20 protein-coding genes are annotated in these 23,065 nt (G+C 64.5%); 9 read left to right on the forward strand and 11 right to left on the reverse strand.

Annotated features, from left to right (window positions below; genetic code table 11):
• Positions 1-433: 433 nt before the first annotated feature.
• Complete coding sequence (cbiB, locus tag NKI50_RS01010) at positions 434-1,405, reverse strand: adenosylcobinamide-phosphate synthase CbiB (protein ID WP_352639615.1); 972 nt, start codon at positions 1,403-1,405, stop codon at positions 434-436.
• Between cbiB and cobD the strand changes: the two genes are divergently transcribed.
• Both cobD and NKI50_RS01020 read left to right on the forward strand, forming a co-directional pair.
• Positions 1,404-2,462: a threonine-phosphate decarboxylase CobD gene (gene cobD / locus NKI50_RS01015; RefSeq protein ID WP_023719901.1), complete on the forward strand. Its 1,059-nt coding sequence runs from the start codon at positions 1,404-1,406 to the stop codon at positions 2,460-2,462. The genes cbiB and cobD overlap by 2 nt on opposite strands.
• On the forward strand, positions 2,459-2,968 hold the full coding sequence (locus NKI50_RS01020; protein ID WP_023719902.1) for a tyrosine phosphatase family protein: 510 nt from the start codon (positions 2,459-2,461) through the stop codon (positions 2,966-2,968). The genes cobD and NKI50_RS01020 overlap by 4 nt, the downstream gene beginning before the upstream one ends.
• On the opposite strand, the gene NKI50_RS01025 is transcribed toward NKI50_RS01020, so the two are convergent.
• Both NKI50_RS01025 and NKI50_RS01030 read right to left on the reverse strand, forming a co-directional pair.
• A complete protein-coding gene (locus NKI50_RS01025; RefSeq protein ID WP_023719903.1) occupies positions 2,969-3,772 on the reverse strand; it encodes a creatininase family protein in 804 nt (267 codons plus the stop codon).
• A 108-nt stretch (positions 3,773-3,880) separates the two neighbouring features.
• On the reverse strand, positions 3,881-4,264 hold the full coding sequence (locus NKI50_RS01030) for a RidA family protein (RefSeq protein WP_352640494.1): 384 nt from the start codon (positions 4,262-4,264) through the stop codon (positions 3,881-3,883).
• Positions 4,265-4,540: 276 nt separating this feature from the next.
• Between NKI50_RS01030 and NKI50_RS01035 the strand changes: the two genes are divergently transcribed.
• The 6 genes from NKI50_RS01035 to NKI50_RS01060 are packed head-to-tail and all read left to right on the forward strand — an operon-like array spanning position 4,541 to position 10,520.
• The gene (locus NKI50_RS01035; RefSeq protein ID WP_023719905.1) at positions 4,541-5,545 is read left to right on the forward strand and encodes an ABC transporter substrate-binding protein; all 1,005 of its coding nucleotides are present in this window, start codon (positions 4,541-4,543) and stop codon (positions 5,543-5,545) included.
• A gap of 3 nt (positions 5,546-5,548) precedes the next feature.
• Positions 5,549-6,391, forward strand: coding sequence for an ABC transporter ATP-binding protein (locus NKI50_RS01040; protein WP_023719906.1), 843 nt, complete (start codon positions 5,549-5,551; stop codon positions 6,389-6,391).
• Positions 6,378-7,229 (forward strand): ABC transporter permease, encoded by an 852-nt coding sequence (locus tag NKI50_RS01045; RefSeq protein WP_352640493.1) that lies wholly within the window; start codon positions 6,378-6,380, stop codon positions 7,227-7,229. Before NKI50_RS01040 ends, NKI50_RS01045 begins: the two co-directional genes overlap by 14 nt.
• Positions 7,230-7,246: 17 nt before the next feature.
• Positions 7,247-8,545, forward strand: a complete 1,299-nt coding sequence (locus NKI50_RS01050; RefSeq protein WP_352640499.1) for a cytosine deaminase — start codon at positions 7,247-7,249, stop codon at positions 8,543-8,545.
• A complete protein-coding gene (locus tag NKI50_RS01055) occupies positions 8,545-9,942 on the forward strand; it encodes an FAD-binding oxidoreductase (protein WP_352715289.1) in 1,398 nt (465 codons plus the stop codon). The genes NKI50_RS01050 and NKI50_RS01055 overlap by 1 nt, the downstream gene beginning before the upstream one ends.
• The gene (locus tag NKI50_RS01060; protein ID WP_352484508.1) at positions 9,939-10,520 is read left to right on the forward strand and encodes an NAD(P)H-dependent oxidoreductase; all 582 of its coding nucleotides are present in this window, start codon (positions 9,939-9,941) and stop codon (positions 10,518-10,520) included. Before NKI50_RS01055 ends, NKI50_RS01060 begins: the two co-directional genes overlap by 4 nt.
• Position 10,521: 1 nt before the next feature.
• Here NKI50_RS01060 and NKI50_RS01065 read toward each other — a convergent pair whose 3' ends face one another.
• From NKI50_RS01065 to NKI50_RS01085, 5 genes are read right to left on the reverse strand one after another with little or no spacing between them, the layout of a single operon-like run.
• On the reverse strand, positions 10,522-12,996 hold the full coding sequence (locus NKI50_RS01065) for a GcvT family protein (RefSeq protein WP_352715098.1): 2,475 nt from the start codon (positions 12,994-12,996) through the stop codon (positions 10,522-10,524).
• The gene (locus tag NKI50_RS01070) at positions 12,993-14,174 is read right to left on the reverse strand and encodes a pyridoxal phosphate-dependent aminotransferase (protein ID WP_023719911.1); all 1,182 of its coding nucleotides are present in this window, start codon (positions 14,172-14,174) and stop codon (positions 12,993-12,995) included. Before NKI50_RS01070 ends, NKI50_RS01065 begins: the two co-directional genes overlap by 4 nt.
• Positions 14,174-15,073: a homocysteine S-methyltransferase family protein gene (locus NKI50_RS01075; protein ID WP_352590136.1), complete on the reverse strand. Its 900-nt coding sequence runs from the start codon at positions 15,071-15,073 to the stop codon at positions 14,174-14,176. Before NKI50_RS01075 ends, NKI50_RS01070 begins: the two co-directional genes overlap by 1 nt.
• Positions 15,070-17,523 (reverse strand): GcvT family protein, encoded by a 2,454-nt coding sequence (locus tag NKI50_RS01080; RefSeq protein WP_352715102.1) that lies wholly within the window; start codon positions 17,521-17,523, stop codon positions 15,070-15,072. The genes NKI50_RS01075 and NKI50_RS01080 overlap by 4 nt, the downstream gene beginning before the upstream one ends.
• Before the next feature lie 13 nt (positions 17,524-17,536).
• Positions 17,537-18,130 carry a helix-turn-helix domain-containing protein gene (locus NKI50_RS01085; protein WP_352484512.1) on the reverse strand — a complete coding sequence of 198 codons (594 nt, stop codon included), beginning with the start codon at positions 18,128-18,130 and terminating at the stop codon, positions 17,537-17,539.
• A gap of 273 nt (positions 18,131-18,403) precedes the next feature.
• Here NKI50_RS01085 and NKI50_RS01090 point away from each other — a divergent pair, with 273 nt between their 5' ends.
• The gene (locus NKI50_RS01090) at positions 18,404-19,102 is read left to right on the forward strand and encodes a nitroreductase (RefSeq protein ID WP_352640490.1); all 699 of its coding nucleotides are present in this window, start codon (positions 18,404-18,406) and stop codon (positions 19,100-19,102) included.
• Positions 19,103-19,122: 20 nt separating this feature from the next.
• Here the strand turns inward: NKI50_RS01090 and NKI50_RS01095 are convergent, their stop codons facing one another.
• The 3 genes from NKI50_RS01095 to NKI50_RS01105 are packed head-to-tail and all read right to left on the reverse strand — an operon-like array spanning position 19,123 to position 22,992.
• Positions 19,123-19,710, reverse strand: a complete 588-nt coding sequence (locus tag NKI50_RS01095; RefSeq protein WP_023719915.1) for a sarcosine oxidase subunit gamma — start codon at positions 19,708-19,710, stop codon at positions 19,123-19,125.
• Positions 19,703-22,699 (reverse strand): sarcosine oxidase subunit alpha, encoded by a 2,997-nt coding sequence (locus tag NKI50_RS01100; protein ID WP_352640489.1) that lies wholly within the window; start codon positions 22,697-22,699, stop codon positions 19,703-19,705. The genes NKI50_RS01095 and NKI50_RS01100 overlap by 8 nt, the downstream gene beginning before the upstream one ends.
• Entirely contained in the window at positions 22,696-22,992 is a 297-nt protein-coding gene (locus NKI50_RS01105; RefSeq protein ID WP_023719917.1) for a sarcosine oxidase subunit delta, read from the reverse strand. Before NKI50_RS01105 ends, NKI50_RS01100 begins: the two co-directional genes overlap by 4 nt.
• Between the last annotated feature and the right edge of the window lie 73 nt (positions 22,993-23,065).

The raw sequence follows: 23,065 nt of genomic DNA on the forward strand, positions 1-23,065 counted from the left end.
TGGCGATCGGGGAAGGGCGTTTCGGAGCAGGCGGCGCCGGCGAAGCTGCCGATCTCCCCCCTTGTGGGGGAGATGCCCGGCAGGGCAAAGGGGGGCACTGTCCCTCGGCCTGTCAGTCGGAGACAACTACGTCGTCAGACCGTCATTAGCAGGTGAACGGTCAAGAGGCTGGCGATCCTTCGCGCCCCCCTCTGTCCTGCCGGACATCTCCCCCGCGAGGGGGGAGATTGGATGGCGCTTCGGATTTCGCCAACCTCGAACGTCAAAGGCAGGGAATGAGAAGCGCAAAGCTGGGGCGATTATTCTTTGGGCACAGCAATTTTGTTCTTGCTTTGTGCCGGCAGCTATGGTACTAATCTCGCTATGGTGCTAACTGGCTCCAACGACCCGCCGCTTGGCGGGTTTTTTGTTTCCGCTCGATCTCGGGCGCAGGTCACGCCAAGATAACAACCACTGCGATCACCCCGAACAGCGCGATCAGCAGTAAGTCGGCGACCCGGTAAAGTTTCAGCGCCCGTCGGATGTCGGTGCTCTCGATATCGTCGCGGCGGCCGCCTTCGCCCATCAACGCGTCTTCGACCATGACGCCGTCATAGGAACGGGGGCCGGCGAGCGCCAGGCCGAGCGCACCGGCCATCGCTGCTTCCGGCCAGCCGGCATTGGGCGAGCGGTGTTTTTTCGCATCGCGCCGCACAGCATGCCAGGCGGCTTTGGCATCGGCGCCCTTGACCAGGAAAGCGGCAAGCACGATCAGCAGCGCCGTCAGCCGTGATGCCGGCAGGTTGATCCAATCGTCGAAGCGCGCCGCTGCCCAGCCGAAGGCCTCGTGGCGCGGGGTGCGGTGGCCGATCATCGAATCGGCGGTGTTGGCGGCCTTGTAGGCGACGCCGCCGGCGAGCCCGCCAACGCCGATCCAGAACGCCGGCGCGACGACGCCGTCGGAGAAGTTCTCGGCCAGGCTTTCGATCGCGGCGCGGCAGACAGCGGCCCTGTCGAGCTTTTCCGGGTCGCGGCCGACGATCCGCGAGACGGCAATGCGGCCCATGTCCAGTCCGCCGCTGTCGAGGGCGTCGGCCACCGCTTCGACATGCTCGGCCAGGCTCTTCTGCGACAGCAGCGACGTCGCCAGGATTGCGATGACCAACAAGCCGAGGGGAATGCTCCAAAGCATGGCTTCGATCCAGAAGGCGAGGGCGGCCGGCACCAGCACGATGACCAGCAGCGCGAAGACGCCCCAGCGGCGACGCTGGGCGTCGGAATCAGTGGCGCGGTTGAGCCTGCGGTCGAGAAAGGATATCAGCCTGCCGAACCAGGTGACGGGATGGCCAATGGCATCGAAGAGCTGGGCCGGGTAGCCGAGTACAAGTTCGATGGCCAGCGACAGGAAAGTGATCAGGATCGACATGAAGTCTCTTGATGGAGTGACGGCGGCAGTGGACCACGGCGGAAGCCTTGGCCGGGCGAGGGCGCTTTTCGCTCACGCGCCGCTGCCTTTCGTCGACCTCTCGACCGGGATCAATCCGCACTCCTACCCGCTTTTCGATTTGCCCGCCACCGCCCTGTCGCGATTGCCGGAAGCAGCGCGTGCCCGTGAATTGGCCGAAGTCGCGGCAAGCGCCTATGGCGTGCCGTCGGCGGCGAATGTCGCAGCGGCGCCCGGCACGCAGATCCTGTTGCCGCGCGTCGCTTCGCTGGTCGGCCCAGGTAAGGCGCTGGTGCTCGGGCCGACTTATGCCGAGCATCGGCGGGCAGCGGCGATCGCCGGCCATGCAGCGGCTGAAGTCGATGATTTCGAAGCCTTGGCGGCGGCCGACCTTGCCGTCGTCGTCAATCCCAACAACCCGGACGGGCGCGTCGTCGAGCGCGAAAGGCTGCTTCGACTTGCCGCAAAATTGCGCGCCAGAGGCGGGCTGCTGGTCATCGACGAGGCCTTCATGGATGTCGGCCCACGCAGCGAAAGTCTCGCTGGCGACGTCGACCAGGGCGGCATCGTCGTGCTGCGCTCGTTCGGCAAGTTCTTCGGCCTGGCCGGCCTGCGGCTTGGCTTTGCATTGACCGACGCGCTGACGGTCGAGCGGCTGCAGGCGCAATTCGGGCCATGGGCGATTTCCGGGCCGGCGCTCGAATATGGCATAAGGGCGCTTGCCGATACCGGCTGGCAGGCCGGGATGCGGCGCCGATTGGCCGAGGATGCCGCACGGCTCGATGCGCTGTTCGGCCGGTTCGGCGTGCCTGTCGCCGCTGGCACCGCGCTGTTCCGCTATATCAGGCTGGCGAACGCCGCCCGCCTGTTTTCGGTGCTCGGCCAGCGCGGCATCCTGCTTCGGCATTTCGCCGACCGGCCGGATGTGTTGCGCGCCGGCCTACCGGGAGCCGACGAAGAATGGCGGCGGCTCGAATCAGCGCTTGCCGGCTGGGCCTCGCGGCGCGACGATGATGCCAAGGGAGAAACGATCCAATGATCCATGTCTGCTCGCTGTCCAAAGTCGAGGAAACGGTGACGAAGACCGGGGCCGGGCGGCTGCTTTCGCTGCTCGCTGCCGGCACGGAGGTGATGCGGCCGGCCTCGATCACCAGGGAAAACCATCTGCACCTAGTCATGCACGACATTGCGGTAGCGCAGGAGGGCATGACCATGCCGGGCGAGGAGCATGTCTTGAACCTGCTCGATTTCGCCCGCCAATGGGATCGCTCGCGGCCGCTGGTGGTGCATTGCTATGCCGGCATCAGCCGGTCGACCGCCTCGGCCTACATTATCGCGGCAGCGCTGGCGCCGAAGCGCGACGAAGCCGAACTGGCCAAGACGCTGCGCGCGCTGTCGCCCACGGCGACACCCAATCCGCGGCTGATCGCAATTGCCGACGCACTGCTCGAGCGCGACGGCCGCATGAGCCGCGCCATCGAGGCGATCGGGCGCGGCGCCGAAGCGTTTGAGGGCACGCCGTTTGCGCTGAGGATCGAGGGCTAGTTACGCCAGCCAATCCGCCAGTTTTGCCTTGCGCACGTCCTTCAGCAAGCTGATGAAGCCGTCGGCCTGATGCTCGGCGGTGAGCCGGCCTTTTTCGGCGGTTGCAATGCTGGCGTCGCCGACCACGCCATTTGGGTTGAGGTCGCTGGCGATCCAGGCGAAGGCGTGCGTTCCGGTGTGGCGCAGCAGCGAAAATTCCTTTTCGGCGCGCGCAACCTTGGAGACGAAATTGTCGGCCTTGGCCATGTCGACGAGGTCGGGCCGGAAGTGCAGCATCAGCGAGGTCTCGACGTCGCCGCCATGAATGCCGTGGCGGTCTTCGAGGTCGGTGTACATGCCGGCCGGCCGGCCAAACCGTTGCCAGCTGGTCTTTACCGCCAGCATCTTTGCCCGCACGCGCAATTCGCGGGTGACGATGCCCATGATCTCCTCATTGCCGCCATGCGAGTTGACGACAATCAGTTTTCGCACGCCGGCGCGTGCGACCGACAGGCCAAGTTCGGTCCACGCCTCGACCAGGGTCGTCGCCGGCAGAGTGAGGGTGCCGGGCGCATGCAAATGCTCGTTCGACTTGCCCACCGCCTGAACCGGCAGGATGCGGATGTCGAGATCGCCGGGCAGGCGCGCGATCACCGTTTCCAGCATGCCGTTCATGATCGAGGTGTCGGTCGAAACCGGCAGATGGGGCCCGTGCTGCTCGATCGCCGCCAGCGGCAGAACGGCAATGGTCGCCTCAGGATCGACGGTCGCGTATTCGGTGGTCCGGTAGTCACCCCACCATACGCGTTTTTTTGTTCCGGCCATTTTTTACCTCGAAGAGACTGGATGCGCGCTTGATGAGGGGCGGCACCAACCTTTGTCGTGTAACTTGAGATCATCGGCCTGTCGATTCCAGCCGCTGGCCAGCGCTCCTCAACCCGCCGCGATGACCTCGATCTCGACCTTAAACTCCGGCCGGGCAAAGCCGGACACGATCATCAGCGTCGAGGCCGGCGCCGGACTGGCGAACAGCCGGTCGCGAACCTCCATATAGGGCCGCAGGAAGGCGCGGTCGGTGACGTAGGCGTTGATGCGGACGATGTCGGACAGGCCGAGCCCGGCCTCGCCGAGAATCGCCGCTATGTTCTGGAAACAGAGCTCGGCCTGTGCGCCGGCCTCCTCGGGGATCTGGTCGTCCGCTGTGATCGCGACCTGGCCCGAACACAGCACCAGCCGCTTGCCGGGCGGCAGCTCGACGCCATGGCTGTAGCGGGCGAAGGGCGGCTTGATCGACTTCGGCGTGAGAAATTTGAACATGGCAATCTCCGTTCACGGCAGCGTAAAGCTGGATGTAGGCGGGCATCAAGATGGCGGTGCATGTCACGAGGGCGATTGTGGACAGGCGATCAAAAAATAGGCACGATGCCTTCCGTACAGCATGACCCGTCCGGCCTTCGCGCCGCCATTGCACAGGCGGGCATTGCACAAGCGGGCGGTCCCGACGCAACGCGCCGGTGGCATGTGTCTTGCTTCTTGAAACAATGGTGTCGAGCCCGGCGCGTGATGCGCCGGAGCGAACAAAGGGTGGTGTGGATGTACGGAAGACTCAAGATTTCGGCGGGCGTGATCGTGCTGCTTGGCGCAGGTACGCTTGCCGCGGCAGCGAACGAAAAAGTCACCTTCGGCACCAACTGGCTGGCCGAGCCGGAACATGGCGGTTACTACCAAGCCGTGGTGGATGGTACCTATGCCGCATGCGGCATCGACGTGACGATCATGCAGGGCGGCCCACAGGTCAGCGGCCGGCCGCTGCTGCTCGCAGGTAAGATCGATTTCTACATGGGCGGCAATCTGCTGTCGGCCTTCGATGCCGTGCAGCAAGGCATACCGATGCGCGTCGTGGCCGCCGACTTCCAGAAGGACCCGCAGGTCATCATGTCCCATCCCGGCCAGGGGCTGGACAAATGGGAAGACCTGAAGAACGCCGACCAGTACATCCTCGGCGACGAAGGTGCGCAGACCTTCTTCCAGTGGATGGTCACCGACCTCGGCTTCGATGCCGCAAAACGCGTGCCCTACACTTTCAACCCGGCTCCGTTCATCGCCAACAAGAAGTCGATCCAGCAGGGCTACGTCACCTCGGAGCCATTCGCCGTCCAGAAGCAGGGCGGTTTCACGCCGAACCAGTTCCTGCTGGCCGACTATGGCTGGGACACATATGCAACGACGGTCGAAACCATGCAGGAGACGGTCGACAAGCGGCCCGAGGTGGTCCAGTGCTTCGTCGATGGCTCGGCCAAGGGCTGGTACAATTATCTCTACGGCGACAACAAGGCCGCCAACGAGATGATCAAGAAGGAAAATCCGGACATGACGGATGAGCAGATCGCCTTCTCGATCGAGCAGCTGAAGAAGTTCGGCGTGGTCGATTCCGGCGACAGCGAAAAGCTCGGCATCGGCGCCATGACCGATGCGCGCATCCAGAGTTTTTACGACAAGATGGTCAAGGCCAAGGTAACACCGGCGGGCATCGACATCAAGAAGGCCTACACGCTGGCCTTCGTCAACAAGAGCGTCGGGCTCGACCTGAAGAAGTAGGCCGTGAAGCTGGAGAAAGTGGCGCAACAGCCAGGAAGCGTATCGGGGCCGACGCTGTTGGCGCTGCGTGGCGTCGGCAAGGTGTTTTCCAACGGCGTCACCGCGCTCAGCAATGTCGAGCTGACGATCCGGGAAGGCGATTTCCTCAGCCTGCTCGGACCGTCGGGCTGCGGCAAGTCGACGGCGCTGCGGCTGATTGCCGGCCTGTCGACGCCGACCTCGGGTGTGCTCGACTGGCGCGGCAGCGGCGCCCTCGATCGTTCAAATATCGGCGACCGCTCGAATATCGGCTTCGTCTTCCAGGAGCCGACGCTGCTGCCCTGGGCCGATGTCTTCGACAATGTCTGGCTGCCGCTGCGGCTGAAGGGTGTGTCGCGGGCCAAGGCGGCGCCGGCGGTGATGGAGATGCTGGCGCGGGTTCACCTGACCGGATTCGAGAATGCCGTGCCGCGCGAATTATCAGGCGGCATGAAGATGCGCGTCTCGATTGCCCGCGCCATGGTGACCAAGCCGCGCATTCTGTTGATGGACGAGCCATTCGCCGCACTCGACGAGATCACCCGCTTCAAGCTCAACAACGATCTTCTGGAGCTATGGCAGGATGAGCGTTTTACCGTCGTTTTCGTCACTCACAGCGTCTTCGAAAGCGTTTTCCTCTCCAACCGCGTCGTCGTCATGGCGGCGCGGCCGGGCCGGGTGTTTGCCGAGCTTGCCGTCGATGCATCCTATCCGCGCGACGAGGCGTTTCGCACCTCGCCCGATTATGCCGCGCTCTGCCGCCAGGCATCCGACGTGCTGATCGGCGCCATCAACTCAACTGCCGGACCGCATCATGACGGCCATTGAAGAACAAGTCCTGGCGCTCGACCCGGAGGAGGCGCGCCGCGTTCGCCAGGAGCGCTTCGAGCGCATCGGCAGATGGCTGCTGCCGCTGGCAATCATGATCCTGGCGATCTGGCTGTGGGACCGCGTCTGCGTCTGGAACGACATCCCGAAATACATCCTGCCGCGTCCCGGCGTGGTGCTGCAGACGCTGCACGACGATGCCGGGCTGCTGTTCTCCTCGCTGCTGGTGACGCTCAGGATCACCTTCTTCAGCCTGCTCCTCGCCGTGGTCGGCGGCGTCGGGCTGGCGGTGCTGTTCGCGCAGTCGAAATGGGTGGAGATGTCGTTCTTTCCGTTCGCCGTCGTGCTGCAGGTGACGCCGATCGTCGCGATTTTTCCGCTGATCAACATCTATGTCGACAACCAGACGACAAAGCTGCTGCTTTGCGCCTGGATCGTCGCCTTCTTCCCGATCCTCTCCAACACCACGCTCGGCCTCAATTCCGTCGACCGCAATCTGCGCGATTTGTTCAAGCTCAACGGCGCCACCCGCTGGCAGCAATTGCGCTATCTGCGGCTGCCGGCGGCGATGCCTTATTTCCTCGGCGGGCTGAAGATCGCCGGCGGCCTGTCGCTGATCGGCGCGGTGGTGGCCGAGTTCGTCGCCGGCGCCACCGGCCAGTCGTCCGGCCTCGCCTCGCGCATAATCGAGGCCGGCTACCGGCTCAACGCGCCGAGGCTGTTCGCGGCGCTGATCCTGATCTCGCTCACCGGCATCCTGATCTTCCTGGTGCTGTCGCTGATTTCGCATCTCATTTTGCGGCGCTGGCACGAGAGCGCGCTGAGGCAGGAGCGGTGATGGTGGACAGCGCCGCCTTGATACCAGCTTCTGGTTCCTACCATCTCGCCAAGGTTCGGCTTCATGCCTCACTGACGCCGGGCTTTTCTGGAGCCTTCGATACCGACGGGTTTGGGCTCGCGGATATCGCCATCGCCGATGGCAAGATCTCCGGGATTACGGCGCATCGATCCAACGCACAGGCAGGCGCCATCGACCTCGGCGGCCGGATCGTCTTGCCGTGCTTCGTCGACTGCCACACCCATATCGACAAGGGCCATATCTGGCCTCGAAAGCCCAATCCCGACGGCACCTTCATGGGCGCGCTGAACGCAACGGGCGCCGACCGGGCGGCGCGCTGGAGCGCCGACGACGTTGCCCGCCGCATGGATTTTTCGCTGCGCTCGGCCTATGCGCATGGCACCAGGGCGCTGCGTACGCATCTCGACAGCGTTGCGCCGCAGGAAGAGATCTCCTGGCCGGTGTTCGAGACGATGCGGGAGAAATGGCGCGGCCGCATCGAGCTGCAGGCGGCCTGCCTGCTCGGCATCGAAGGCGTGCGCGACAGGAAATGGTTCGAGAGGCTGGCCAAGCGGGTGGCTGCCGCCAAGGGCGTGCTCGGCGTCGTCACCTATATGGTGCCGGACCTCGAGGAACTGCTTGACCAGGTGTTTGCGCAGGCGATCAAGCATGGCCTCGACCTCGATTTCCATGCCGACGAGACCGACGATGTCTCGGCGATCTCGCTCAAGAAGATTGCCGAAGCCGCCCTCTGGAACGGTTTTGACGGGAACATCCTGGTCGGCCATTGCTGCTCGCTGGCGCGCCAGCCCGATCTCGAGGTGCTCGACACGCTGGACAAGGTCGCCAAGGCCGGCCTGGCGGTGGTGTCGCTGCCGATGTGCAATCTCTATCTGCAGGACCGGCGCGGCGACAACACCACGCCGCGCTGGCGCGGGGTGACGCTGCTGCACGAGATGAAGGCGCGCGGCATTGCCGTCGCCGTCGCCTCCGACAATACGCGCGACCCGTTCTACGCCTATGGCGATCTCGACATGCTGGAGGTCTATCGCACGGCGACGCGCATCCTGCATCTCGACCATCCCGTCGCTGACTGGCCGCAAGCGGTAACAGCGACGCCGGCCAAGGTGATGCGGCTCGATGGTTTCGGCACGCTTGCCGCCGGAGGGCCGGCCGATTTCGTCGTCTTCAAGGGGCGAAGCTGGACGGAATTGCTGTCACGGCCCGAATCGGATCGCATCGTGGTGCGCGACGGCCAGGCGATCGAACGCCAGCTGCCCGACTATGCCGAACTCGATGATCTGATGGTGGAATGATGGATATTGCGGCGCTCAAGCGCGACCTGGACGGCCTCAAGGTCGACGACCATCCGGCGATCGTCCAGCAGAAGAGCCGCGACTTCTACTGGTACAGCCCGGTGCTGAAGCAGCAGCTCGAGCATGTCACCGGCGACCTGATCGTGACGCCGAAAACGGAAGACGAGGTCGTCCGCGTGCTCGCCGCCTGCCACCGGCATGGCGTGCCGGTGACGCCGCGCGGCAGCGGCACCGGCAATTACGGGCAGGCGATGCCCCTGTCCGGCGGCGTCGTGCTCAATCTCGCCGAGATGAACGCGATCAAGGCGATCGCGCCCGGTCGTGTCGTCACCGGTCCCGGCGCCGTGCTCGCCGACATCGACAAGGCGACTCGGGCGCATTCCGGCCAGGAGCTCCGCATGTCGCCGTCGACCTACAACACGGCATCGATCGGCGGCTTCGTCGCCGGCGGCTCCGGCGGTATTGGCTCGATCCGCTGGGGCGGCTTGCGCGACCTCGGCAACGTCATCCGGCTGAGGACCGTGACGATGGAGGCACAGCCCCGCGTCATGGAGCTCACCGGCGAGGACGTGCTGAAAGTGATGCACGCCTACGGCACCAACGGCATCATCACCGAAGTCGAGATGCCGCTAACCGCCAGTTATGACTGGATCGACGTCATCGTCAGCTTCGACGATTTCATGGATGCGGCCGGCTTCGGCAACGATCTCGCCATCCAGGACGGCATCCTGGCGAAGCTGATCACGCCGATAGCAGCACCCATCCCCTACGATTACTTCAAGCGCCACCAGCGGTTTTTCCGGCGCGGCCAAAGCATCGTCGTCCTGATGATCGCGCCGCATGCGATGGATGCCTTCGTCGCCTTCACTGCGCGCAGTAAGGGCGAGATCGTCTTTCGCGCCGATAAGGAGGCCGATCTCAAGGGGCTGCCGCCGGCCTATGAGCTGACCTGGAACCACACCACGCTGCGCGCCATCCGGGTCGACCCGACGATCACCTATCTGCAGACCCGCTACCCGTCGCCGGACCACCTCGGTCACGTCAAGGCGATGGTCGAACGCTTCGGCGACGAGGTGCCGGCGCATCTCGAATTTATCCGCTTCGATGGCGCCATCGGCATCGCCGGATTGCCGCTGGTGCGCTTCACCACGGCGGAGCGGCTGGACGAGATCATCCGCATCCACGAAGACAATGGCTGCTGGATCTTCAACCCGCACCGCTACACGCTGGAAGAAGGCGGCATGAAGCAGACGGATGAAGTGCAACTGGCTTTCAAGCGTGAGACCGACCCGCAAGGGCTGCTCAATCCGGGCAAGATGATCGCCTGGGAAAACCCGGACTATGATTATCGCTCAGGCAAGTCGTTCCTGTTCAAGGGGCTGGAGAAGACGGGTTGAACGTCCTCGTCCTCTACGCTCATCCGGTCGAGACCAGCTTCAATGCCGGCCTGCACCGGACCATCGTCGAGCGCCTGAAGGCCGCCGGCCATGTCGTGGACGACTGCGATCTCTATGCCGAGGGTTTCGATCCCAGGCTGACGCGGGCCGAACGGCTGTCCTATCACGACGAACGCAGCGACGGCGATCCGGCGTCGCCTTATGTCGAGCGCTTGCTGTGGGCCGAGGCGCTGGTGCTGTCATTTCCGGTGTGGAACTTCGGCTATCCGGCCATTCTGAAAGGCTTTTTCGATCGCGTCTTCCTGCCCGGCGTGTCGTTCAAATTGGTTGACGGCAAGGTGCAGCCGTCGCTGCACAACATTCGCAAGGTCGCCGCGGTCGCCACCTATGGCGGCAGTCGGTTCCGCGCCATGCTGATGGGCGACCCGCCGCGCAAGCTGGTCAAGCGGGTGCTGCGTGCGACCATCAAGCCCGGCGGCTCGGTTTCCTACCTCGCGCAGTACTCGATGAACCTATCGACCGACGAGAGGCGGACGAGGTTCGTGGCGAAGGTCGCGGCCGAGATGGATGCGTTCTGAGCTACATCCGCACTCGCTCGGCCTTCGGATCGTACATCGGCTTGAGCGAGGCCTCGGCGGCAAAGCGCTCGCCGGCGATCTCGATCTCGTAGGACGACGACAGCACATCCGCCTCGCTCTCACCCTTGCAAGGCACGTAGCCAAGCCCGATTGCGCCGCCGAGATGATGGCCGTAATTGCCCGAGGTGATCGGACCGACGATCTTGCCGTCGCGCAGGATCGCCTCGTTGTGGAAGAGCAGCGGCTCGGGGTCGTTCAGGCGGAACTGCACCAGCCGGCGTGACAGGCCGGTTTCTTTCTTCTTCAGCACCGCATCGCGGCCGAGGAAATAGCTCTTGGCCGTCTTCACGGCGAAGCCAAGGCCGGCCTCCAGCACATTGTCTTCGTCGGTGATGTCGTGGCCGAAATGCCGGAACGCCTTTTCGATGCGGCAGGAGTCCAGCGTGTGCAGGCCGCATAGCTTCAGACCGACATCGGCGCCGGCCTCTTCTATCGCCTCGAAGACGTGGGCGGCCTGATCGGTCGAGACATAAAGCTCCCAGCCGAGCTCGCCGACATAGGTGACGCGGTGGGCGCGGGCCAGGCCCATGCCGATCTCGATCTCCTGAAACGTTCCGAACGGATTGTTGTCATTGGAGAAATCATTCGGGCTGACCTTTTGGATCAGCTTCCTCGAATCCGGGCCCATCAGGCAAAGCACCGCTTCGGCAGCGGTCACATCGGTAATGACGACGAACTCGTCGGCAAGATGTTTTTTCAGCCAGGCCAGATCGCGCTGCAGCGTGGCGCCCGGCACGACGAGGAAGAAGGCTGTTTCGGACAATCGCGAGACGGTCAGATCGCTCTCGATACCGCCGCGCTGGTTGAGCATCTGGGTGTAGACGATCTTGCCCGGCGCCACGTCCATGTCGTTGGCGCAGAGCCTTTGCAGGAAGGCGCAGGCGTCGCGGCCTTCGACGCGGATCTTGCCGAACGAGGTCATGTCGAACAGGCCGACGCCGTTCCGGACCGCCAGATGCTCCTCGCGCTGGTTGTCGAACCAGTTCTGCCGTTTCCACGAATAGCGGTATTCGCGCTCCTGGCCGGGCCTAGCGAACCAGTTGGCGCGCTCCCAGCCGGCGACCTCGCCGAACACCGCGCCGCGCGTCTTCAGGTGCTCGTGCAGCGGCGAACGCCTCACGTTCCGCGAGGTTGCCATCTGCCGGTAAGGAAAATGATCGGCGTAGAGCAGGCCGAGCGTTTCAGAGACGCGCTCCTTGAGATAGCGGCGGTTCTTCTGGAACGGCTGGGCGCGGCGGATGTCGACCTCCCAGAGATCGAACGGCGCCTCGCCGTCATTGATCCATTGCGCCAGCGCCATGCCGGCGCCGCCGGAGGAGACGATGCCGATCGAATTGTAGCCGGTCGCCATCCAGTAGCCGGAAAGCTCCGGCGCCTCGCCGAGATAATAACGGTCGTCGGGGGTAAAACTCTCTGGGCCGTTGAAGAAGGTGTGGATGCCGGCGGTGGCCAGCATCGGCATGCGGTTGACGCCCATTTCGAGGATCGGCTCGAAATGGTCCATGCCCTGCGGCAACTGGTCGAAGCAGAACTCCTCGCTTATGCCGTTCATGCCCCACGGCTTGGCCACCGGCTCGAAAGCGCCGAGCATCATCTTGCCGGCATCTTCCTTGTAGTAGGCGCATTCGTCCGGCACGCGCAGCACCGGCAGGCGGGAGAGCCCCGGGATCGGCTCGGTGACGAGATAGAAATGCTCGCAGGCGTGCAGCGGGATGGTGACGCCGTTCTGGGCGCCAAGTTCGCGTGCCCACATGCCGGCGCAGTTGACGACGATATCGGCTTCGATCGTGCCTTGCTCGTCGCCTTGCGCCCAGGAGACGCCGGTGACGCGGCCGGCCCTGGTATGAACCTTGGTGACCTTCACGTTCTCCAGGATGGTCGCACCGCGCTGACGTGCGCCCTTGGCCAAGGCCATGGCGATGTTGGCCGGATCGCACTGGCCGTCGAGCGGCAGATGCACGGCGCCGACAACATCCGAAACATTGAGATGCGGGTACATCTCCTTGACTTCACCTGGCGAAATCTCGCGCACGTCGACATCGAAGGCGCGGGCGAGAGACGCCTGCCGATAGATCTCGTGCTTGCGCTCCTCGGTAAGCGCCACCGTGATCGAGCCAACCTGGCGCATGCCGGTGCCGACATCGGTCTCGGCCTCGAGCTTGACGTAGAGATCGGCCGAATACTTCGCCAGCCGGGTCATGTTCTGCGAGCCGCGCAGCTGGCCGATCAGGCCGGCAGCGTGCCATGTCGTGCCCGATGTCAGCTGCTTGCGCTCGAGCAGAACGATGTCGGTCCAGCCGAGCTTGGCCAGATGATAGGCGACCGAGCAGCCGGAGACGCCGCCACCGATGATGACCGCCCTTGCTTTGGGAGGAATGGCCTTGGTCGGTATGGTTTTGGCGGGCGGCGAGTTCATGCGGCTTCGCGGCGGTAGCTGGAGGCGAAGCGGCGCAGGCGCGTGGCAGCCTCCATCAGCACCGGCTCAGGCTGGCAGAGGCTGAAGCGGATGTGGCCGGCTGCAGCTTCGCCGAAGCTCGAGCCGGGCATGACGCCGACCTTCTCCTGGTCGAGGAACGCCCAGGCGAATTTCTCATCGTCCGGCTCGATCGCCGATATGTCGAGCATCACGTACATGCCGCCCTCGGAGCCGCGCACGGTGATGTTGTTCATGCCGCGCATGGCATCGAGAACGACGGCGCGCCTTGCGGCATAGCGCTCGGCGATCTCCTTGACGCCGTAGCCGTTTTCGAGCGCCTCGGCGCAGGCGAGGCTGATGAAGGCCGGCAGGCCGTAGGTCATCACCAGATTGAGGTCGGTCAGCAGCGAGACCATTGGTTCGGGCCCGGTCAGCCAGCCCATGCGCCAGCCGGTCATGCCGTGGCTCTTGGACATCGAATTGATGACCAGCGTACGTTCGGCCATGCCGGGCAGCGAGCGTGGTGAGACGTGCTCGCCGCCACCCAGCGTCCAGTAGACCTCGTCCGACAGCAGCCATAGGTCATGCTCGCGGCAGATCTGCGCCAGCTCTTCCAGGCGCTCGCGCAAATAGACGGCACCGGTCGGGTTGTTCGGCGTGTTGATCAGAATGGCGCGGGTGTTCGGCCGTAGGGCGGCGCGGATCTCGGCGGCGCGCGGCTGAAAGCCATCCTCGGCGGGTGTCTCGACGACGCTGAACGCGGCGCCCGCCGCGCTGAAGGTATTGGGATAGGTGGCGTAATAGGGCGCGACGACGATGGCATGGTCGCCCTGGTCGAGAACAGCTTGAATAGCTGCGTAAAGCGCGGCCTGCCCGCCCGGCGTGGCGATGACCTGGTCGGGGCTGGTCGCAACACCGGTGCAGAGCGTCGAGGCCGCCGCCATCGCCTTGCGCAGCCGCGGAACGCCGGCAAGTGGGGTGTAGTGGTGATTGCTGGCGCGGACCGCCGTCACGCAGGCTTCGATCGTCTCGCTCGGCGTGTCGAAATCATGGTCGCCGACCGACAGCATGATGATGTCCTCGCCGGCCTGCTTGCGCGCCCAGGCAGCGGAATGAACCTCCCAGCCATCCTTGCCCGAAGGCACGATGCCGGAAATGCGCGATGATGGCCTGGGCATTATGCTACTCCCGAAATTTCGTAGCCGGCCTGTTCGAGCCGGTCGCGCAAGGCGGCGATGTGGGCCGGTCCGACTTCGCAGCAGCCGCCGACGATGCCGGCGCCGGCCTCGACCCAGCCGATCGCCTGGCCGGCATAGGCGTCCGGATCGAGGTCGTGGCGGGCGTGCAGCACTTCGACGGTGCCGCCATGCTTGAGCGCCTCGACCGAGGTGAAGCCATTGGCATAGGCGCCGACCGCACCGCCGAGAGCGATCAGTCCGGGCAGCGCTGCAGCGATCGCTTCGGGCCGACAGCAATTGATCAGCCGGGCCGCGACGGGTAGGCCGTCAAGAGCGCCCGACGCCGCCGCAATGGCTTCGCCGCTGCGCAGGCGCGGCATGCCGTGATCCGCGAGCGTCCACGACACCCAGACAGGCTTGCCGCTTTCCGATGCCGCGGTGACGGCGGCGCGCGCCTCTTCGGCCGACGCCATGGTTTCGCACAGAAACAGATCGACGCCGTCCGCCTGCTCGGCAACTATACGGCGATAGATGTCGAGCGTATCCTGGAAGGATATCGTCAGCGCCGGCGCATAGCTGCCGAACAGCGGCGACAGGCAGCCGGCGATCGCCGCGTCGCCGGTCTGGTCGCGTGCTTGCCTTGCCAGTTCGATGCTGCGCTTCTGCAAAGGCTTGAACAGCTCTTCCGCGCCCTCGCGCGCCAGCCGCTCCGGCGTTGCGGAATAAGTGTTGATGGTGATGACGCGGGCTCCGGCGCGGATGAATTCCGCATGCAGGTCGCGCACCAGATCCGGTTCGTCGATCAGCACCCTGGCCGACCAGAGCGGCGTCGGCTCGGAGCTGCTGCGGCGGACCAGCTCCTGGCCCATGCCGCCATCGGTGAGGATGACTTTCTTCATGCTTTGAGCCTCTCGTTCTTCGGATCCCATAACGGCTCATCCTTCTGCACGATCGCCCGAAAACGTTCGCCGAAGATATCGACCTCGACCGCGGTTCCCGGCTCGGTGAGGTCGGCGCGCAGCATGCCGAGCGCGATCGACTTGTCGATGCGATGACCCCAGCCGCCGGATGTCGTCTCGCCGACGATCCGGCCGTCATGCCAAAGCGTCGACATGTAAGGTGTGTCGCAGTCGCCGGGATTTTCGACGACCAGCGTGACGAAGCGTTTCTTGACGCCTTGCTGCTTTTCGCTCTGCAACGCCGCCTTACCGCGGAAGTCGGGCTTGTCCCATCTGACGAAGCGCTCCAGCCCGCCCTGCAGGATCGAGTAGTCGGTCGACAGATCGCCCTTCCACGTACGGTAGCCTTTTTCGAGCCGCAGCGAATCCAGCGCGTACATGCCGAATGGTTTCAGGCCGTGCCTCTGGCCGGCCGCCCAGACAGCGTCGAAGATGACTGCGGTATCGTCGACCTTGCTGTGGATTTCCCAGCCGAGCTCGCCAGCGAAGGATACGCGCACCAGCTTGGCCCAGCGCCCGGCGATCGATGTTTCCTGATGCGTCAGCCAGGGCAGGGTGAGGTCGGCCGCGCAGAGTTCGGCGAGGATGTTTCGCGAGTTGGGTCCGGCGAGGATCTGGGTCGAATACTCTTCTGTCCGGTCAGTCAACTTGAACGTCGCGTCCTTCGGCATGCGCGATTTCAGCCATTCGAAATCGTGCCACTGCGCCACCGCGGCGGTGATCAGCGTCATGTGATCTTCGTCGTGACGCACCACCGACATCTCGGTGACGACGCGGCCCTTGTCGTCGGCAAAGTAGACGAGGCCGATGCGGCCGGGTTTCGGCACCAGGCCTGTCACCTGGAGGCTCAGCCATTCGGCGGCACCCGGACCGTCTAGATTGAACCGGGAAAATCCCGGCAGGTCCAGAATGCCGGCGGCATCGCGGACGGCGAGGCATTCCTCGCGCACACGATGCTGCCAGGGGCCGTCACGGCGGAAGGTCAGCGTGGATTGTTCGGAGATGTCGTCGCCTGGCTTCGCATACCAGGTGGCGCGTTCCCAGCCATTATAGGCGTCGAACCGGGCGCCGAACGCCTTGATGCGGCCGTGGAGCGGCGACAGCTTGCGGTCGCGCCCAGCCGGCCAGGCGTGGCGCGGGAATTGGATGGCATACTCGTTGCCGTAGATCTCCATGCCCTTGGCGACGCAGTAATCCGGCGCCGACGCAAAGGCGGTGAAACGGCGTGGATCGCAGGACCACATGTCCCATTCGGTCTGGCCCTCGGTCACCCACTCGGCCAGCACTTTGCCGGCGCCGCCGCCCTGGGCGATGCCGAAGGTGAAGACGCAGGCCTCGAAGGCGTTGGGCACGCCAGGCATCGGGCCGATCAGCGGGTTGCCGTCCGGCGCATAGGGGATCGGCCCGTTGATGACCTTGGACAGCCCGGCGGTGCCGAGGATCGGCACGCGGGCGACGGCATCGGCCAGGTAATGTTCCAGCCGGTCGAGGTCGTCGGGAAACAGCTGGAACGAAAAGTCGTCCGGCATCGGGTCGTTGTGGCCGACCCAATGGGCGCGGCAATTGCGCTCATAGGGGCCGAGGTTCATGCCGTTCTTTTCCTGGCGCAGATAATAGGACGTATCGACGTCGCGCAGCAGCGGCAGCTTCTTGCCTTGTTCCTTCGACCACGCCGCCAGTTCGGGGATTTCCTCAAACAGGATGTATTGATGGCTCATCACCATCATCGGCACCTCGCGGCCGAACATCCTGCCGACTTCGGCGGCGCGGTAGCCGGCGGCGTTGACGACGATCTCGCAGCGAATCTCGCCTTGCGGCGTCTCGACCACCCACTCGTCGTTCTCGCGGCGCACGCCGGTGACCGGGCAGAAGCGGATGATCTTCGCACCCATGTCGCGCGCCCCCTTGGCCAGCGCCTGGGTCAATTGCGCCGGGTCGATGTCGCCGTCGCTCGGATCGTAGAGCGCGCCCTTCAGCTCATGCGTTTCGATGAAGGGGTAGCGGCGCTTGATCTCGTCGGGGCCGACGACATTGATGTCCATGCCCTGATAGCGGCCCATGCCCTTGGCGCGCTGGAATTCCTGCATACGCTCGATCGTATGGGCGAGCCTGAGCGAGCCGGTGACGTGATAGTTCATGGGATAGCCGACCTCGTCGGCCAACCGGCGATAGAGCTCGGTCGAATAGCGCTGCATGTTCATCAGCGACCATGACGAGGAGAACGTCGGCACGTTGCCGGCGGCATGCCAGGTCGAGCCGGAAGTCAGCTCGTTCTTCTCCAGAAGCACGCAGTCGGTCCAGCCCGCCTTGGCGAGATGATAGAGCGAGGAGGCGCCGACGGCACCGCCTCCGATGATCACCACGCGTGCCGTGGTCGGCAAACTGGCCATGTTCTTCTCCAGATCAATAGACGGGCGGCGAAACCACCCAGATCACCACAGCCGGTTCCGCTCCAGGATTGCGCCAGCGGAACGGCTTGCCGTCAAAGCGGAAGGAGTCGCCTGCTCCAAGCCGGTGCCAGACGCCGGCAATTTCGATGTCGAAGCTGCCGGACGCGACGTAGCCGGCTTCCTCGGTCGGCCGGCGGGCCTCGGTCTTCAGCTCGGCACCGGGGGCGAAGACCGAACGCAGCATCTCGAAGCTACCGCCGAGATCCGGCGACAGAAGCTCCTCCACCAGGCCGGAATCGCTTGTGCCAAGGGTGCGCCGGTTGCCGGCGCGCACGACCACGCCGCGTTCGGTCTCGACAGGCACGTCATGGCTGAAGAACAGGCTGACCGGCACGCCGAACAATTCGGCGAAGGCCCTGAGATCGCCGAGCGACGGGATCGACAGGCCGCGCTCGACCTGACTGACCCAGCCGACGGAACGGCCGAGCTTCAGCCCGATTTCGGCAAGCGTCAGGCCGCGCGCCTTGCGCAACGCGCGAATGTCGCCGGCCAGCAGCCGTTCGCCGTTATCTTGTTCCGGTGTTGCGGCGGTTGAGGGCAAAGCCATCCCTGTCTCGATGAAAAATTCCCAGCAAATTTCATGTGACCGCAGGTCTGTGAAAAAATCAAGATGATTTTCATGAACCCACAAGATTTACTTGCGCCATTTTGACGGTTCAGGCAAAGGCTCGGCACACGAGCGGCGAGTGGGGCGTCCGGTCGAGGCGGATAGGGCGTCGAGCGTTCATAGAAACTCGCCAGGATGCTCCATCACTTCTAGTCGGCGCATGATCCTTTCCGGAAAAGCCGGGTTCCAGGATTATGCGCAAAGGGACGGCCCATGCTGGAAAACAACTCCCGGATTGCGGTGGCGATCGTCGATGACGCGATCACCTCGCGCAGGTCCGTACGCGCCTTCTTGCCCGACATGGTCGACGACGACACCATCCGCGATATTCTCGCCGTTGCTGCGCGCGCGCCCTCGGGCACCAACATGCAGCCCTGGAAGGTCTATGTGACCAAGGGCGAGGTCAAGCAGCGCATCACCGACGCCATCCTCAGCTCGGGCATCCGCGCCGAAAAGGCCGAGTGGGACGAGTACCGCTACTATCCCGACCAGTTCTTCGAACCCTATCTGACGCGACGGCGGGCCAACGGCTTCGGCCTCTACGGCGTGCTCGGCATCGGCCGGCGCGAGGTCGACAGGATGCGTGCGCAACACGACCGCAATTTCGTCTTCTTCGATGCGCCGGTCGGCTTGATCTTCACCGTCGACCGGCGGCTGAACAAGGGGTCGTGGATCGACTACGGCATGTTCCTGCAGAACATCATGGTCGCGGCGCGGGGCAGGGGCCTACACACCTGCCCGCAGGCCGCCTTCGCGCCCTATCACCGGCAGATCAGGCCCGTGCTCGACATTCCCGACGAGGAGATCGTCGTGTGCGGCATGGCGCTCGGCCACGAGGATACGTCCAAGCCTGAAAATGCCTTCCGCACCGATCGCGCGCCGCTGGAAGAGTGGGTGACGTTCGCCGAGTAAGGTGAAGACGCGCCGTCTAGCTACTGCACTTCGTAGCCGACTTCCTCGCTGGCGTGGCAGAGTGCCTTCCAGAACGAGCGTGCGAACGAGCGGAACACATAGATGTCGAACTGATCGGCGCCGGTGCGCTGGATCTGGGCGAAGACGTCGTGATGCATGGTTGAGCGGCCGGCGCCGATCGGGAAGGCCGGCAGCGCGAAGTCGATGGCGAAGAATTTTGCCAGGACCCACTCGGCCTTTGGCCCGGCGATACGGATCGCGGTGCGGCCGTGCGAAAGGTCGGTCACCGTACCGATGGACGGAGTGACGACGTCGGCAAAGGCCGATGCCAATCCCTCGGCCTCATCGACCATTGTGAACTTTCCCGGCGCAAAGCCGAACACCGACCTGACGCCGTCCGTGACACCGCCGCCGGCGCCGTCGGGCAAAGCCAGGCCGGTAACAGTGCGGATGCCGGCCATCAACGCCTTCTCCTGGCCGGGCCAGGCGGCGAGCTGCAGGATCGAACCCGGCCTGGTTTCGGAGAGGATGATTTCGACACCGTGCTCGAAATTGCCATGCGAGCCTGGATGCAGCACCGGCTCAAGCGGTGATTGGCGCTCAACCATGCATGCGGCTCCCGTCCGGATCGAAGAAATGGTTGGAGACGATCTCGACCGGCCCGAACCGGTTGCGCAACGGGTCGGAGACATAAGCGCGCGTGCCGCGCCGCGCCTTGCCGCCCTTGACCAAGGCAAGCGCTATATATTTGCCGAGCGCCGGCGAATAGCAGCAAGCGGTGATGTGACCGAGCGAGCCGTGCGGATTGGCTTCGTCAAGCTCCTCGACGATGTGTGCGCCGCCGTTTAGCGGCTGGTTGTCGAGCGAAACAATACCGACGAGTTCCAGGCGGTCGGGCGCGATCAGCCCCTCGCGATCCATCATCGCCGAACCGATAAACGGCTTCTTCTTCGACAGCATCCAGTCGAGATGCAGGTCGCGCCCCGTGGTACGACCGTCGATCTCGGCGCCGGTGACGTGGCCCTTCTCGATGCGCAGGGTGCCCAGCGCCTCCAGTCCGTAGGTCACCAGCCCGAACGGCTTGCCGGCTTCGATCAGCGCCTCCCAGACATGGGTGCCGTAACCGGCGCCGGAATAGACCTCGAAGGCCATTTCGCCGGAGAAGGACAGCCGGCAGATCATCACCGGCACGCCGGCGATTTCGCCGTGGACGATGCCCATGAAGGGCAGGGCGGCATTGTCGACAGCGGTGCCGCTGACGCAAGCAGCCAATATCTGCCTGGCGTTCGGCCCGCCGATGGCGGCACCGGCCCATTGGTCGGTGACCGAGGTGACGTGGACCTTCAGCTCCGGCCAGATCACGTCGAGAAAATACTCCAGATGCTGCATTACCTTGCCGGCATTGGCGGTGGTGGTGGTCATCAGGAAATCCTGCTCGCCAAGCCGCCAGGTGGTGCCGTCGTCGAAGGCGAGGCCGTCCTCGCGCAGCATTAGCCCATAACGCGCCTTGCCGACAGCCAGCGTCGAAAACATGTTGGTGTAGACGCGGTCGAGGAATTCCGCCGCGTCCGGGCCTTGCACCGCGATCTTGCCCAGTGTCGAGACGTCGACAATGCCGGCGCTCTCGCGCGTGGCTCTCGCCTCGCGCACATAGGCCTGCTCGATCGTTTCACCGGGATGGCCGTAGATCATCGGCCGGTACCAGAGGCCGGCCGAATACATGGTGGCGCCGTTGGCGACGTGCCAGTCATGCATCGGCGTCAGCCGCTCGGGCTTCAGATCGCCGAAGCGTTCGGCGGCAAGCGAGCCGATCGACACCGCCGAAAAAGGCGGACGAAAGCGCGTCGTGCCGACCTGCGGGATCGGCTTGCCCAGCGCCTCGGCCATGATGGCGAGGCCTGGTATGTTGGAACTCTTGCCCTGGTCGGTCGCCATGCCGAGCGTGGTGTAGCGCTTCAGATGCTCGGCCGAGACGAAGCCTTCGCGATGCGCCAGCCGCACGTCGTCGGCCGTCACGTCATGCTGGAAGTCGACGAAGCTTTTTCCTGCGGCCTTGATCTCGAACACCGGTGCCGGATCGGGATCGCCAGGTGCTGCCCCGACGGCAGGCAAGGCCGCCGGCGTGGCTGTTGCGCCCGCAGCGGAAAGGCCGGCGGCGCGACCTTCGGCGATCGCCTCGGCGGTGGAGAAACTGCCGGTGAAGGCGCCGGCGCCGATCCATTGCCGTGTTGTCGGTTTCGGCGGCAGGAACGCTTGTAACGCTTCGTTCCATTCCGCTTTGGCTCCGGCCTGGCTGGCCAGATGGATGGTCGGCGACCAGCCGCCCGACATCAGCAGGCAATCGGCGTGGATGCTGCGCGCATCGCCGGAAAGCGCACCACTGGCCATGTCGAAGCGCTGCACCTTGAAGCCGGAAAGCGCCTTGCCGCCCTCGGTGGCTATCACCGCGTGGCCAGAAAAGATCTCGGCTTCGGTCTCGCCGGCCAGCTTGCGCATTTCGCTCGAAAGCTCCGGGCGCGCGTCGACGATGGCGACGACCGCGGCACCGGCCTTCTTCAACGCCAGTGCTGCGCGATAGGCGCTGTCATTGTTGGTGAACAGCGCGACCCTGTGACCCGGCAGCACGCCATATTCATTGGCATAGCGCTCGGCCGCATGCGCCAGCATCACGCCTGGCCGATCATTGCCAGGAAAGACCAAGGGACGCTCCAGGGAGCCGGTGGCCAGCACCACCGATTTGGCGCGGATGGTCCAGTAGCGATGGCGCGGCTCGCCTTTGTCCGGCGTTTCCTTATGGTCGGTGACGCGTTCGATCGCGGCAAGCGTGTTGCCGTCGTAATAGCCCCAGACGGTGGTGCGCGGCAGCAGGCGAACATTGTCATGGCCTTCAAGCTGGCCGGCGGCGCGCGCCGCCCAATCGGCGGCCGGCATGCCATCGATCGTCTCGCCCGACCAATTGGCCGAGCCGCCGAAATGCGGCTCGAGCTCGGCCAGGATGACGCGTGCACCCTGATCGGCGGCCGCCCTGGCGGCCATCAGCCCGGCCGGGCCGGAACCGACTACCAGCACGTCGCAAAACGCGTTCATGCGTTCGTAGCGCGCCGTATCGGGAGCCGTGCCTGCCTTGCCCAGGCCGGCGGCACGGCGGATGAAATGCTCGCAGAACATCCAGAAGCGCGTGCCCTTCAGCGGACCGACCACGGGTCCCATGAAGGTCTTGTAGTAGAAGCCGGCCGACAAAAGCTTGCCGCCGAGCTGGTTGATGGCATTGACGTCCCAGGCAAGCGAGGGGAAGCGGTTCTGGCTCATTGCGGCCAGCCCGTCATAGATCTCGACCATGGTGGCGGGAATGTTCGGCTCGCGAACCTCGCCCCTCAACACAGTCACGAGCGCGTTTGGCTCCTCGACGCCGGCAGTCAGCACGCCGCGCGGGCGGTGATATTTGAACGAACGCCCAAACAGGGTGACGCCGTTGGCCAGCAGCGCCGAAGCCAGCGTGTCGCCGGCATGGCCGGTATAAGGCGCGCCGTCGAAGGTGAAGCGGATGGTCCGCAGCCGGTCGATGCGGCCGCCGGTCTCGGTACGGCGCGGGCTCATGACTTGTCCTCGGCCCTGTGCCGCGCAACCGAGTTGTGGTCGCCGCGCGCGAAGGCAGTGCTGGAGATCTCGTGCGTCAGCGTGTTGCGCACCACCCTGAGATGGGCGCGGCAGCCGCCGGAATGCTGCCAGATCTCATTGTGGTCGCCGGCGGGGTTCAGCCGGTCGTAGACATAAGCGTTCCAGGCGTCGAGGTTTTGCGACGCGGGCTGTGGGCGCTGGCGATTGCCGTCGCCCTGATAGGTGAATTCGATAACGTCGCGCGGGCCGCAATAGGGGCAGGTGATGAGCATGGATCTCTTAAACTTCTCGTTTGACCATGATCTTGTCCGAAAACCGGTTTCCACTTTTCGCTGACGCGGACCT

The organism is Mesorhizobium sp. M0563 (assembly GCF_040321065.1).
In the GTDB taxonomy this organism is placed as follows: Bacteria; Pseudomonadota; Alphaproteobacteria; order Rhizobiales; family Rhizobiaceae; genus Mesorhizobium.

Bases quoted from the DNA above. Each gene is read 5' to 3' on its own strand.
- cobD (WP_023719901.1), top strand. From the start codon at position 1,404: ATGAAGTCTCTTGATGGAGTGACGGCGGCAGTGGACCACGGCGGAAGC.
- cbiB (WP_352639615.1), bottom strand. From the start codon at position 1,405: ATGTCGATCCTGATCACTTTCCTGTCGCTGGCCATCGAACTTGTACTC.
- NKI50_RS01020 (WP_023719902.1), top strand. From the start codon at position 2,459: ATGATCCATGTCTGCTCGCTGTCCAAAGTCGAGGAAACGGTGACGAAG.
- NKI50_RS01025 (WP_023719903.1), bottom strand. From the start codon at position 3,772: ATGGCCGGAACAAAAAAACGCGTATGGTGGGGTGACTACCGGACCACC.
- NKI50_RS01030 (WP_352640494.1), bottom strand. From the start codon at position 4,264: ATGTTCAAATTTCTCACGCCGAAGTCGATCAAGCCGCCCTTCGCCCGC.
- NKI50_RS01035 (WP_023719905.1), top strand. From the start codon at position 4,541: ATGTACGGAAGACTCAAGATTTCGGCGGGCGTGATCGTGCTGCTTGGC.
- NKI50_RS01045 (WP_352640493.1), top strand. From the start codon at position 6,378: ATGACGGCCATTGAAGAACAAGTCCTGGCGCTCGACCCGGAGGAGGCG.
- NKI50_RS01055 (WP_352715289.1), top strand. From the start codon at position 8,545: ATGGATATTGCGGCGCTCAAGCGCGACCTGGACGGCCTCAAGGTCGAC.
- NKI50_RS01065 (WP_352715098.1), bottom strand. From the start codon at position 12,996: ATGAACTCGCCGCCCGCCAAAACCATACCGACCAAGGCCATTCCTCCC.
- NKI50_RS01070 (WP_023719911.1), bottom strand. From the start codon at position 14,174: ATGCCCAGGCCATCATCGCGCATTTCCGGCATCGTGCCTTCGGGCAAG.
- NKI50_RS01075 (WP_352590136.1), bottom strand. From the start codon at position 15,073: ATGAAGAAAGTCATCCTCACCGATGGCGGCATGGGCCAGGAGCTGGTC.
- NKI50_RS01080 (WP_352715102.1), bottom strand. From the start codon at position 17,523: ATGGCCAGTTTGCCGACCACGGCACGCGTGGTGATCATCGGAGGCGGT.
- NKI50_RS01085 (WP_352484512.1), bottom strand. From the start codon at position 18,130: ATGGCTTTGCCCTCAACCGCCGCAACACCGGAACAAGATAACGGCGAA.
- NKI50_RS01090 (WP_352640490.1), top strand. From the start codon at position 18,404: ATGCTGGAAAACAACTCCCGGATTGCGGTGGCGATCGTCGATGACGCG.
- NKI50_RS01095 (WP_023719915.1), bottom strand. From the start codon at position 19,710: ATGGTTGAGCGCCAATCACCGCTTGAGCCGGTGCTGCATCCAGGCTCG.
- NKI50_RS01100 (WP_352640489.1), bottom strand. From the start codon at position 22,699: ATGAGCCCGCGCCGTACCGAGACCGGCGGCCGCATCGACCGGCTGCGG.
- NKI50_RS01105 (WP_023719917.1), bottom strand. From the start codon at position 22,992: ATGCTCATCACCTGCCCCTATTGCGGCCCGCGCGACGTTATCGAATTC.